Annotated in this window: 10 protein-coding genes; 2 read left to right on the plus strand and 8 right to left on the minus strand. The window is 59.6% G+C overall.

The window, feature by feature from the left end:
• Positions 1 to 25 precede the first annotated feature (25 nt).
• Genes K408_RS0128110 through K408_RS0128130 form a run of 5 tightly spaced genes read right to left on the minus strand, consistent with a single transcriptional unit; the run spans position 26 to position 4,553 of the window.
• Entirely contained in the window at positions 26 to 664 is a 639-nt protein-coding gene (locus K408_RS0128110; RefSeq protein WP_080654929.1) for a prepilin-type N-terminal cleavage/methylation domain-containing protein, read from the minus strand.
• Positions 661 to 1,107 carry a type IV pilus modification PilV family protein gene (locus tag K408_RS0128115; RefSeq protein WP_024341580.1) on the minus strand — a complete coding sequence of 149 codons (447 nt, stop codon included), beginning with the start codon at positions 1,105 to 1,107 and terminating at the stop codon, positions 661 to 663. Before K408_RS0128115 ends, K408_RS0128110 begins: the two co-directional genes overlap by 4 nt.
• Positions 1,107 to 1,547: a GspH/FimT family pseudopilin gene (locus K408_RS0128120; RefSeq protein WP_024341581.1), complete on the minus strand. Its 441-nt coding sequence runs from the start codon at positions 1,545 to 1,547 to the stop codon at positions 1,107 to 1,109. The genes K408_RS0128115 and K408_RS0128120 overlap by 1 nt, the downstream gene beginning before the upstream one ends.
• Positions 1,544 to 2,743, minus strand: coding sequence for a type II secretion system F family protein (locus K408_RS0128125; RefSeq protein WP_024341582.1), 1,200 nt, complete (start codon positions 2,741 to 2,743; stop codon positions 1,544 to 1,546). The genes K408_RS0128120 and K408_RS0128125 overlap by 4 nt, the downstream gene beginning before the upstream one ends.
• A gap of 52 nt (positions 2,744 to 2,795) precedes the next feature.
• On the minus strand, positions 2,796 to 4,553 hold the full coding sequence (locus tag K408_RS0128130; protein WP_080654935.1) for a GspE/PulE family protein: 1,758 nt from the start codon (positions 4,551 to 4,553) through the stop codon (positions 2,796 to 2,798).
• Positions 4,554 to 4,817: 264 nt separating this feature from the next.
• Between K408_RS0128130 and K408_RS0128140 the strand changes: the two genes are divergently transcribed.
• Positions 4,818 to 5,645, plus strand: coding sequence for a type II secretion system protein GspK (locus tag K408_RS0128140; RefSeq protein WP_024341584.1), 828 nt, complete (start codon positions 4,818 to 4,820; stop codon positions 5,643 to 5,645).
• Positions 5,646 to 6,092: 447 nt separating this feature from the next.
• Here K408_RS0128140 and gspD read toward each other — a convergent pair whose 3' ends face one another.
• The 3 genes from gspD to K408_RS0128155 form a co-directional block, all read right to left on the minus strand.
• Entirely contained in the window at positions 6,093 to 8,102 is a 2,010-nt protein-coding gene (gene gspD, locus K408_RS0128145) for a type II secretion system secretin GspD (protein ID WP_051160711.1), read from the minus strand.
• Positions 8,103 to 8,840: 738 nt separating this feature from the next.
• Positions 8,841 to 9,206 carry an H-NS histone family protein gene (locus tag K408_RS0128150; RefSeq protein ID WP_230646641.1) on the minus strand — a complete coding sequence of 122 codons (366 nt, stop codon included), beginning with the start codon at positions 9,204 to 9,206 and terminating at the stop codon, positions 8,841 to 8,843.
• Positions 9,207 to 9,390: 184 nt separating this feature from the next.
• Positions 9,391 to 10,854 carry an undecaprenyl-phosphate glucose phosphotransferase gene (locus tag K408_RS0128155; RefSeq protein ID WP_024341586.1) on the minus strand — a complete coding sequence of 488 codons (1,464 nt, stop codon included), beginning with the start codon at positions 10,852 to 10,854 and terminating at the stop codon, positions 9,391 to 9,393.
• 568 nt (positions 10,855 to 11,422) lie between these two features.
• Between K408_RS0128155 and K408_RS38910 the strand changes: the two genes are divergently transcribed.
• Entirely contained in the window at positions 11,423 to 12,448 is a 1,026-nt protein-coding gene (locus tag K408_RS38910; RefSeq protein ID WP_155248659.1) for an adenylate/guanylate cyclase domain-containing protein, read from the plus strand.
• The last annotated feature ends 96 nt before the right edge of the window (positions 12,449 to 12,544 follow it).

Here is a 12,544-nt window from a genome sequence, read left to right on the forward strand (position 1 = left end):
ACGAGGCGTAACGCTCGGCCGCGGGTTAGGAGCCTCCCGAAGGCCCTTCGTTTCGAAGCGCCACGACGATGGCAGGGCCATTGCGCGCCGCATCCTTGAAGTTGAGGCTTATCTCGACCAGGGCAGGCAGCCCACCGAGCTTGATCCAGTCATTGCGCCAAGCCGCTTCACTTTTCGTAGCGGCGTTTCCAAAGTAGCGGAAGCGGATATCGCTCAAGCCCCTCACGATGGTCGTCGAGGACACCGGCAATTTGTGATCACCATTCTCTCTCGGCGATCCGAAGACCTCGACAATCAATTCATCGTTTCGGCGCCGAATACGGACGTCCTGCAGGCCCCCGCGCAACGCGCGGCCCTCGCTCAGGATGACCAGCCGCAACTCCTCGCGCTGGCCGTCGAACGAAATGTTGCCAGCCTGCGGCAGATTGATCGCAGAGGCGATCAGGCCTCGGAGGTTCTCTCCAGCAGCAGTCGTCGCCATTTCGAGCCTATTGCGGCTGTCCGCCTCGAATGCTCGGACAGCTGCAGATAATCCACCGACGGTAAAGCTTGTCAGGATCATCAAGATTGCCAGTGATACCAGCAGCTCGATCAAGGTAAGCCCGCGCTCTGAAGCACGACGAGCCAGACTGCGAAACTTTCGGATCCGTCCATGCCGGGTCATTGCGCCGTCCCCGGTGCCAGCTTGAGGACAGCCACCTTTGTCTCCAGTCCGGCTTCGTCTTGCACGACGATCTCCACCCAGGACGGCACGAGCATTGCGCCGAGCGGAGCCGCACGGTCCTGCACAGCGGCTTTCCCAAGCTGCACGGGCGTCACGTTCTCTCTCCAGCGGTAACGCCCGATCCGTCCCTCGCGGCGACCGATCTTCAGCGGGCCACTGCGGCCGATCGCTTCGAACCTGGATTCCGCAATCTGATCGATGACGTGCTTGCTACGCACTTTGGCGTCGGACCGCAATGCCGCCGTGACACCAACTGCCAGACTGCTGAGGCCGACGGCAAGGACAACGAAAGCGATAAGAACTTCCACCAGGGTGAAGCCGCGCTGAGCCGCGCGAAGGCGGCGTCGAATGGGCAATCTGCATGCCGAAACCCAGGCCGACATCACTCGATCCTCGCGGTGCCGGTAAACCAGTTGACGACGATGCGCTCCGAGCGTCCGTGATAGGTGAGGACAATCTCGCCACCGCTCGAACCACCGTCCGGATAGAAGCGAACGCCGCCGACGGCGCCATGACGTTCGCTAGTCGCGACAGTCAACGAGACCTCCATGCCAGTCGGTAATTGGCGCATGGCGCGGGCAACGCCAATGCGTCGATTCCGGGTATCGACGCTGACGATGATTTCGTCGTTGCCGGCACGAGCCCGGCTGCGAACCAGTTGAAGGTTTGCCGCGATCGCACGAGCTTCCGCGCTGACGCGCGCTGCTGCCGTCCTTGGCCTGGCCACCAGGACGGCGGCCGAGACCAGCGCCATGATCGAAAGCACAACGAGTGTTTCGATCAGAGAGAAGCCCGCTGACTTTTTTGCGTCCGACAGCCTCATTGATAGGCCAGATTGTTGATCGACAGGACGGCGCTCATCACCTGGAGGATCAAGGCGCCGACAAGGCCGCCGATGCCAACGGTGAGAAGCGGGGTGAGGAGGCCGACGAGTTGCTCGATCCTGCTCTGTACCTCGCCTTCCAGGCTGGAAGCGATACGGACGAGCATCTTCGCGAGCTGGCCTGTTTCCTCGCCGACCGCGATGAGCCTTATCATCGCCGGCGGCAGCAATTCCATGCCCTCGAGCACCTGGCTTAGCGCCCTGCCCTCGGGAACCCGGGTGATAACCTCGCTGTACCGAGCACTCAGATATCGGTTGGTGACCAGCGATCGCGCAGTCTGCAGCGCGGTCATGAGCGGCACCCCGGCTTCGAGAAGGGTGCCGGCAGAGCGCGCAAATTGACCCGCCTCGCGTCGCTGAACGATCGGCCCCATGACCGGCAGACGGCATATGAGGCGATCCAGCTTTCTCATCGTCAACTCGTGGCCGGCTATTCTGCGATAGGCGAGCCAGCAAACGATCGTTCCAAACAAGAACCAGGAAAGATACCTGGGCCAATGATCGGGCAGATCGGCAAGCGCGGCCAGAACGCCAGGCAGAGGAAGGCCTGCATCGGAAAAAATCGGTGTGAGATTCGGGATGAGCACGAACACGATCACGACGATTGATACCGCCGACATCGCCAACAGAATGGCCGGATAGACGAGAGCTCCGCGTATCTTGTTTCTGATATCGACGCGGCGCGCCAGCATCTCTCCCAGCAAGGTGAGCGCCTGCGCCGTCTGACCTCCAGCCTCGCCCCCAGCGAGAATCGCGATGTAGTCGGGAGGAAAGGCATCGGGCCTCCGGCTCATGGCCTCGGACAGTTGCTGACCAGCCAAGATGTCCTTCAGGAGGCCGGTCGCAAGGGCAAGCCGCCTGGGCGACGCGCCCGCGCCGGCCAGCACCCGAAATGATGCATCGAGAGAAACGCCGGAGTTGACCAGCGCCGCAAGCTCTGTCGTAAACGCGGATAATTCCTTCAGTCCTAGGTGCGGTGAGCTTTGCCAGCGCAAGCCGGGCGCGTTCCGCCCGATCGGTCGCGATGCTGAAGCGCTATCCGAAGAGAGCACCGTCTCGATCGGCGTAAGGCCTGAGCCATAGAGCGCCTCGACCGCCGCATCAAGTTCTTCGGCGACGATCGTGCCTGAGGTCACGACCCCTTCCCTGGTATAAGCGCGATAGTGGAATATGGACACGCCGCACCCTCTAACTCGATCGCGACACCCTGAGCACCTCCTCGATCGTGGTCTCTCCCTTGGAGACCTTGATGAGGCCGGCCTCATAGAGCGTGCGAAAGCCCGCATCTCGGGCGAGCGAGATCATGGTCCGCTGGTCATCGCTACGTCTGCCAACCGCTTCCCGCATGTCATCATCGATGACAAGCAGCTCAGCAACGCTGGTTCGCCCAAGATAGCCGGTGCCATGACAAGAGTCGCAGCCAACCGCTTCCCGTGCGCCCGACCAGTCGATTACAAGGTCATCCGGAACCGGCCATCTCATGCGCGAGGGAGCTTCGGCGCGATAGGCCGCCCCGCGCGCGCAATGCGAACATAGCCGGCGCACGAGACGTTGTGCCATGATACCGGTGAGCGTCGAGGCGAGCAGGTAACGTTCGATGCCGATGTCGATTAGTCGCGTGATCGCGGCAACGGCACTATTGGTGTGAAGTGTCGAGAACACGAGATGTCCCGTGAGCGACGCCTGAACGGCGATCCGCGCCGTTTCCAGATCGCGAATCTCTCCGATCATGATGATGTCTGGATCCTGACGCAGGATCGAGCGAAGCGCGGCAGGAAAGTCCAAGCCGATCTGCGGCTGGACCTGGATCTGGTTGACGCCGCCGAGTTGATACTCGATCGGATCCTCGACAGTGAAGAGCTTCAGCTCCGGCCGATTGAGCTCCTTCAGGGCGGTATAAAGAGTGGTCGTCTTTCCACTCCCGGTAGGGCCCGTGACCAGGATAATGCCGCTCGGCAACTCCATCAGACCGTGCAGCCCAGCCTGGATCGCTGGATCGAGACCGAGCTTGGAAAATTCGAGCTCGACACGGGTGCGATCGAGAATTCGCAGGACGAGACTTTCGCCGAAGGCTGTCGGTAACGTAGACACACGCACATCGATCTCGGTCCCGCGCACCGCAGTTTTGATACGGCCGTCTTGCGGCAGACGGCGCTCGGCTATGTCGAGCTTCGCCATAATCTTGATGCGCGTGGTTAGTGCGGCCCTGAACGTCGAGGGCACCACGCGCTCCTGCTGAAGAAATCCGTCGAGCCTGAAACGGACCATAACCGCGTCTCGTCCGGGCTCTATGTGAATATCGGACGCGCCGCGCTCGACTGCACTGGCGATGATCTGGTTCACCAGACGGATGATCGGAGCTTCATTTGCGATGTCCCGCAGCCGCTCGACATCGATTTCGTTCCCATCGCCTGACCCGACAGTGATCAGCCCCTGATCTCCGCCGACCAATTCGGCGCCATCGTCCTGGTAAAGCTTACGAAATGCCCGCTCGATGTCGGCTGGGGCGATGACCGCAAGATCGACCCTCCAGCCCAGCATATAGCTGATGGCCTTGTGAGCCTCCTCGTCGAAAGGGTCGACCGTGGCGAGCAGCAGGACCCCGTCGGACACCGATATCGGCAAAGTGCGACTGCCCTTGAGGAACGTCAGCTTCAACCGGTCCGCGAGGAGCGGCTGCAGCGGGAGGTCGGACGATCGCACGATCTTGAGCCCGCAATAGGCGGCATACGCGCCGCAAAGATCCGCCTCCGACAGCAGTCCGAGCTTCACCATCACGGCGTCCAGGCGCTCGAAGGTTGCTTCCGAGGCACGCTTGGCTCTGGTAACGGCCGCTGCGTCCACGAGGCCTTCGCGCAACAAAAGCGCCGAGAACGCGTCGACAAATCCGGCTTGCCTCGGCGACAGGACCTTCGCCCCGCCCGTCGTCGGCGGTTCCTCGCGCATCAACGTCTCTGCATCGGCCGACATAGGTCTTGCGGGGCCCTGACATCAAAGTATCAGGCGTCAGGCTAGAGCCATTCGGTTAATTAAGGCTTTTCATACTTTATTTGCCATTTTCATTTACCAGCTCGAAACGGATGCGGCGAAAGAGGCAACCCCGTGCAAGCACGATCCAGGTCGATTGCGCCTGCCCGACGCGGAACGCGACATGGCCGTGATGTTCCGCGTGGGCTTCCGCCGGGCTCACGCGGGCGCCATGGCTTCGCATTGATCACCGTGATCTGGAGCCTCGGGCTGTTGACGCTACTCTGCGCAACCGTGATCGTCGGCGCTCGCTATCGGGCAAGGACTGCGCTCACGGACGGCTCGGTGCTCGCGGCGGCAGCTGCCGCGGAAAGCGCGGTGAACTTCGCTCTTGCGAGCATTCTCTCGCCGACGCGGGAGGCGAGCTTTCCGAAGCAGTGCCGAATGCCGGGAGGTGAGCAGGCAGAGATCGTCGTCGAAGAAGAGGTCGGCAAGATCGACATCAACGCCGCCAGCCTCTCGACGCTGGAGCGTTTCTTCTCGGCGCTCGCGCAAGACAAGGCCCTCGGGAGCAAGATCGCGTTGAATGCCGTCAACTTCCGAACGGCACTTCAGCGCACGGAGTCCGGCAATCAGACGGGCCCCGGCGGGACGGCTCCGCTGAATGTTTCGGACGGCGCCAAAGGCCTGGGCTTTTCCACCATCCTGGAACTGGATCAGATCGACGGCATGTCGCCGGCGTTACTCCGCGCCGCCATGCGCTTTACGACCACGCTCTCTGGCCGGAGCGAACCCATGCCGGAAGCAATGTCTCCTGCTTTGCGTCTGCTGATGGGCTTCGGCCCAAACCGGGAAGAGCGCAGGCGGCCACCACCATCCGGGCATTTCACCATCCGGACCGACATCCGCACGAACAATGGCTCGCGATATATCCGAGAAGCTCTCGTATCCTTCGGAGCCTCGTCTGGGCAACCTTACACCATCCGCGAATGGCGGCGCGGCGATATCGCACGAGAGACTGCCGCCTCCTTCTCTTCCCCTTCGCCGGTACAAGCTTGCTTCAAGATGTGATGGCAGCGAGATGGCGTAATCATCCCTTCGATCGAAGAACGGCCTGAGGCCTCGAATTTCTCGCCGACTCTTCCAGCCTCGCTCTCTCTTCCACGACGGCGGGACCAGGCTCGATCACCGTGCATCCCTTCATACGCTGAAGATCCGTCAGGGCATCCAGGCGTCGACGCTCCTCGGCCAACTGTTTGGGAGCATCGAGTGGAAAACGGTCGGAATCATAGCCTGCCAGGGATCCAGCTGCGAGCCAGTACTCAAGACGAGCAGCGCGCCTGACCGAGAAGCGGAAGGATCCAGCGATTGCGCTGCAAGACATCGATTCATCTACGGGCAGAAGCATATAAGGTTGAGGCGGCTCGATCACATAAGGCTGCTCAGTCACGCACCCCGCCAAGAGAAGAGGCAGCGCACAGATTTTCGCCAACCCGCCTATCGTGAATGGAGTTCGTGTCACGGCGTCACCAGACGCTGGGCGGTGTTGAGAGGCGCCCGTTGGCGCGCCGAAGTGTGCGGCATATAAACGTTCATCTTGCGTCGGTACTCCTCGGTGATCAGCCGACTTTCCGTGCCGTCGCGGACCACTTTCGGGGTAATCAGGATGACCAACTCGGTCTTTTGAACCGCGTCCTTCCTGTTTGCGAACACTGCGCCGATACCAGGGATATCTCCCAGGATCGGCAACTGATTGCTGCTCTTGTTCGCGCTGTCCTGGATCATGCCGCCGAGCGCCAAGACCTCCCCATCGCTCACAACAACCGTTGTCTTGACCCGACGTTGCTGAATTGTGGGAGAGTTGATGTTCGAAGTCGTCGTCTTCACGACGCTGCTGACTTCCTGCTCGATATCGAGCTGCACTCGTCCGCTTTCGTTGATGCGTGGCGTCACCGAGAGAATGACGCCCGTATCCTGCATCGAGATCGAATTTACAATCGCGGGCTGCGTGGTTATCGTGCTGGTCGCCGTTTGCGTCGTGATCGGAACCTGATCGCCGATTTGCAAACGCGCCGTCTTGTTGTCCAGCACCATAAGCGATGGTGTCGAAATGATATTGACGCGCGTGAGGGCATTCAGAGCACTGAGGGTTGCCGCTATGTTTGCAGTGTTGACGGCATAATTGAACCCCGGGAACGAAGCGGCTACGCCTCCGGTGAGGGCATTGGAGAATGTCGCCGTAGGCGTGCCGTTCTTGGCAAACTGCCACTGGAGGCCGAACTGGAGATCGTCATTCAGCGACACCTCGGCGATCACCGCCTCGATCAGAACCTGGCTGGCGACCACATCAAGCCCCTGCACCACACGCAGCACGCGCTGGTAGTCGCGATCGTTTGCCATGATTAGCAACGAGTTCTTGGTGTCGTCAGCAACGATCTTCATCATGGGCTCTGCACCGGAATTTGGTACGACATTGCCGCTATCGGCCGTGTCCATTGCCGAAGCATCGGGATCATTATTCGTGGAACGTGAAGCACCGAACGGATCCGCGGCCTTCGCGACTCCCGCCTGCATGGCTGGATCCGAAAATCCGCCGCCAGTTGCTTGCGCCTTGGTCGATTCGCTGCCAAAGGAAACCTGCTTGGATTTCGGCGACACATTTCGGGTCGAACGCACGACCTTCATCTCTTGCGCAAACATCGACTGCAGGATGCCGGCAAGCTCGGCCGCAGTTCGGTTCTGAACCTGATAGATGTGCAGCTGCGGCTCTGTGCCGGCGGCACGAGCGTCGAGGCGCCTGATCCATGATTGCGCGCGCGGCAGATAGCTCGGGTTGGATGTCACAACGAGAATGGCACCGAGCCTCGTGTTGGCGATGAAGCGCACTCTGCCCTTCAGAGGCCCCTCCTTGTCTGAGGCAAATACCGCCTTCAGCTCATCGACCATCTTCTCGAGCTGTGCCGCTCGGACAGGCACGACAGCGAAAGACATGCCCTTCATGACGTCGACGTCAAAGATCGAAACCGAATCGAGCATACTGTCGATTTCGGCCTGAGAGCCCTTCAGCGCGATGATATTGCGTGCGTCGTCGGCTTGCACGATGGCCCCCTTGGGCACCATCGGCTCGAGCACGCGTGCGACTTCAGTGGCGGCCACATATTTGAGCTGCACGATGCGGACGCCATTCCCCGTCACCGCACTGTTCGTGGCGTCACGGACGGTGCTGACCGCTCCGGTCGCCGCCTGATCCGCCGGAGCGATCCGGTAAATGCCGCGGTTTTGGACCAGCACCGCACCGATCGGCGCAATCGCGGTCTGGAATAGCTCAAGGGCATCCGCCTTGGAGACCGGGGTGCTTGTCTGGACTGAAACCACCCCATCCACCCTGGGGTCGACCACGTAATTGACCCCAATCAGATCGCCCAACACGGTCTTGGCGGCCTGCTGGAGGGGAACATTGGCTAGATTGAGAACCACGTTGCCATTAGCAGCAGCAGAGCTCGGCTTCGTCACTGCCGAGCCGATCATCCGGCCGTCGCCTCCCTCAACGCTGGCAACCGCCCTGGATGAGGGCGACGGGAGCGCGATAGCCCCGGTAGGCATGAAATCCTGCGCGTTGGCTTCGAGAGATACCGGCTGGACGGACAGTCTAGGCTGAGCGTTCAGGGTCGGACCGATTGTCCCCGGGGCGCCACAGCCGGCAACAAGGCTTGCGAGCAGGCAAACCACAGAACCCGTAACTGGGCCATGAGATATCGGCAAAAGGGGCTCCGGACAGCAAAAAACGCGCGCGGGAAATGAGCGTAAAGAATGGGTAAATCATCATGGTTAACCCATCGTAAAGGCAGTTCCGGGGGATCTCTCGGCAAAGCGCAAGAGTCGGCAGACGGCGAACCACCGGCCAAAGACCAGTCCACAGCAGACAGTCGGGAGCATCCGACGATTTTGAGCCCAGCCGGAAGCTACCTGGGTCGGCAGCCCTGACGGCAAACTTGCGCCTGGCTGTCGCAGGACGCGGCGCAAGGAGCGCCGAGGGTCGTGGGGCAAACCCGCTTGCACGCCGCATTCTGATTGTCGCAATTTGCAATGCAAGCTTGGGTGCTGGCATCGGCAACCCGAAGCTTTGCGCGACTGAAATCTTCCGTCGATGCCTGCGCGAATTGAGACAATGAGAGTCCGATGATTAGGGCCACAACAACTCTCACAGCAGCCTCCTCGAATGCAGCATCAACAATGTCCGCCATGGCTGGCGATAGAGGAGCCGATCTAGCCCCTCGAAATCAGGAAGTCATCTATCGAACGCCCGGTTCGAAGCGCCGCGGTGAGCCACTTCGGCTGCTTCCCGCGGCCGGACCAGGTCTCGTAGGGAGCGTTTATATTGCGATATTTCGGGTGAACCTGAGGATAGGGCCGTCGCTTGCGCTCGGCGGGAACGGTGGGCGCGTTGGCGGCCTCGTTCTCACGGCGAAGCTGCGCCAGTCGTCTCTCCAGCGCCCGCTTCTCGGCGTTCAACCGCACCGATAATAGCTGATTGAGTTCCTCATGTAGTTGCCAGAGCTCATCCAGCGACAAGATTTCCAGGTTTAGCTTTTTCATCCGCTCTTCACAGTGTTGCAGCTTGGGCTGCATCATGATTCGATTTATTCTATAATGTTCCAATTCCCTAAATTCTTCCAAGTACGTTTTTTTGTCGCACGCGCGCCTACTGGCACCGCGCACCGCCTCGGTCAAGTATTTAATAATAAAAAGCTTTTCCTCGAGAGGCCATCGCGCGCGACTGCAACCTATTGGCGGCAAATGGCCGCCACATCGCGCGCTAATAGGCATTCCGTTTTCGAGCGACCTCGAAAATCGTCTTAATCAAAATCTGGACGTCAAGCCAGAGGCTCCAATTGTTGACGTACCAAAGATCCAATTTCACACGTTCGGCGATATGTTCCACCGTTGGTGTAGCGCCGCGCGAACCGTTGCACTGCGCCCATCCGGTGAGACCCGGCTTTACATGATGACGGAAGGCGTAGTCTTCAAGGATTTTTTCGAAATAGCTGTCATGAGCAAGGGCGTGGGGCCGTGGCCCGATCAACGACATCTCGCCGCGCAGAACATTGAGCAGTTGAGGCAATTCGTCAATGCTCGTGGCGCGAAGGAATCGCCCAATCGAAGTGACGCGCGGATCCTCCCGCGTCGCTTGAACCACGACTGGTCCGTCTTCCTGCACTCTCATGGTGCGGAATTTCAGCATAACGAATTCTTTGCCGTTGAAGCCTTTCCGGCGCTGGCGGAAAATAACGGGACCGCTGCTATCCAGCTTGATTGCCACAGCCGTGAGAACAAAGATCGGGAGCAGTGCAAATAAGGCCGGTCCAGCCACCAAGATGTCCATGGCACGCTTGACCACCCGCTCAATCGCGCTCAGCGGAGCGCGCTGAATTTCGATAGCAAGCACCCGTTGCCGCGCCGACGACACGAAATTGGACAGGGATCGGACATGCCGATCGGGCAGCAGCCGCGACGAAACGGGTAAGTTCTTGACCTTGTCGCGGGCGAACTCTATGCGTGCATCGTCGTTCCACGGCAGCACGAGGAGCACCTCCCGGCAGTTATTCCGCCGAACGAATGCCCCCAGCTGGTCGAACACGGCCTCGTCGGCAGCCGATCGGTGCTCGGAATCAATCTCACTGCTCAGCCGAAATTCCTTGACGTCCGTTGCCCCAAATAGCGCGAGGCGATCCCGCGGAGCGAGAGCGACGAGTTCGTTGCGATCCCCGACAAGGACCGCATCTCTGCGTCTAATTCCGCCTCGGTCGACAGCGGATGCCAAATGGGTCTTAGTGGCCTTGCGGACAGCAAGGAGACCGATTGGGGTCACGAGGTAAAAAGCGAAAAACGCGCCGCGCGAATAATCACCGCCGATCTTAAGAAGAAATGCAAAGAACGCCAGCAGGACCCCGGTGCTAAACCAACAGACAAGAATCCCGGTGATCTCGACCCCTGGCTTAGCGCTGTCCGGCAGGTCGTAATAACCCATCCCGCTCATGCGCAGGATGTGTATAAAGGCAGCCATTAGGCCTACCGCGCAACACGGCAACAAGTTCGGTACGGGACTGCCCGCGACCAGATGATAGACCAGTCCGCCACCTATGCTAGCCAAAATGATGACGAGAGCATCGGAAGTAGAGAGCACATAGGGAATGAGGTCGGACGACCAAAATGTTCCCCGTTCGCCTTGCGTCTGGCCGACTTGACGCGCTTTCTCGCGGATATCCGACCCAATCGACATCAAATTTCACCAAATTTCTGACGGCAATTTAATCGTGCGATCAATCACACATGGCCTCTGCAAACCAGAGTAACCTTTCGTTAGTCATTTTAAACCTATGCCGGTCCAATGTGCGGCGCAACAGGATTTGTAAGTCCCTGGTCGCGGCTCGTGGGACACGGTTAAATGGCTTCCAACGCCGCACCGCGGCCGTCCGCGATCAGGCTTCCAAACACTACGATTTCGGCAACGTCATTGTGACCCGGCAGACCTTGATCAGCCCCGTACTGGCTAGCGCGTGGGCGGCCGGCTCGGGACGCAGCTGCCAGACCGTCAGAGCAGGGACAATGCCCTTACTCTGTCAGGTAACTCAGTGCTCCGGGTGAGAGGCTCGCCTGTCTGCCTGGTTCTCAACAGCCAACGTGCAACCCATCAACCTCGATTGGCTTCAGTCAACCCTCGGCGGCTTTGACCGTCCGATCGGGATGGGTAATCCCAAGCTCGGTTGCCATTGGCAATTGCTCCTTCCATTGCGAGCGGATTATAGTCCGCCGGAACCCGTTTGCGCTCGAGTCGGGAGATAATTCAGGTGGTCTATCGGGAAGCCCCGAAATCGTTCCTCGTCAGCTTTCTCTTCACTGCGAGGCGATTACTCGGGATCGCGACATTTGCTCTTGTGCTTGCCCTGCTTGCCCCGAAGCTTTTTCTCTTTTTCGATAACCCGAAGGGCGCCAGCTTCTCTTCTGCGCTGCTGGAGACGCGTGATGTTATTCTCCACAAGTCGGCACCGCTCCTTCATCGCTACATACCCACGAATATAGCCGGGGCTGATCGTTCTGATTGGATTCTGATTGCCCTCGCAGTACTCACCACTTTCCTGGTTGGATCGCTAGCCCAGAGCTGCCAGCAATCTCTCAACCGTCGCGTGCTCAGAGCCTCCGCGCAGGAGTGGCGCAAGAACGAGGGAGTCAAACCCGGCTCGGCCCTCGACAAGGAGCTGGAAAGTACACTGAGGGTGGCTGAGAGCGGCAACGCGGTGAATCGACAGGACCTCCTGCGTGTGTTCGCTGAAACCAAGAAAAAGCTCGATTCGTTCGGACGAGAAGTTGCATTTCTGGCGGTTGACGTCGTTGGATCGGCTCAGATGAAGAACGGCGAGGATCCAGCCTCAGTGCAGTATGACTTTGCCGAGTACCGAAAACTTGTAGAGCGCATCTTTCGGGCGCGCGGCGTCTTGAAGACGGCCTGGACACCCGACGGTGTCATGGCCTGCTTCGCTCATGTCGAAGATGCCTGCCAGGCTGGCAAAGATGTGATCAAGAGCCTCAAGACGTTCAACCGCGACGTTAAGATTTCAAAGGCCGACTTCTCGGTGCGCTGCGGCGTCAATGCTGGCCTCGTCTATTTTGACGATGCGACACCCCTGGAGACCATTTCCGATCGGGTTATCGATGTTGCTGGCCATATGCAAAAGCACGCCGAGCCCAACACCGTCCTCATTGCGAGAAAAGTCATCGAACCGCTGCGCCAGCTCGAAGAATTCACGCATACGAGCCAGATTATAGACGGCTATGAGGCCAGTGTATGGCGCGATCCCGAAACCTCTTCGCGCTGAGCTCGGCGCTCTATGGCAAGCGCGCCATTCCCTCCGCCGCATCCTTAGGCGGGCTCGGCTTCGTTCGAGCGAAAACCGGTCTCTCGCGACCAACAT

This window comes from Bradyrhizobium sp. in8p8 (assembly GCF_000426845.1).
Classification (GTDB): domain Bacteria; phylum Pseudomonadota; class Alphaproteobacteria; order Rhizobiales; family Xanthobacteraceae; genus Bradyrhizobium; species Bradyrhizobium japonicum_C.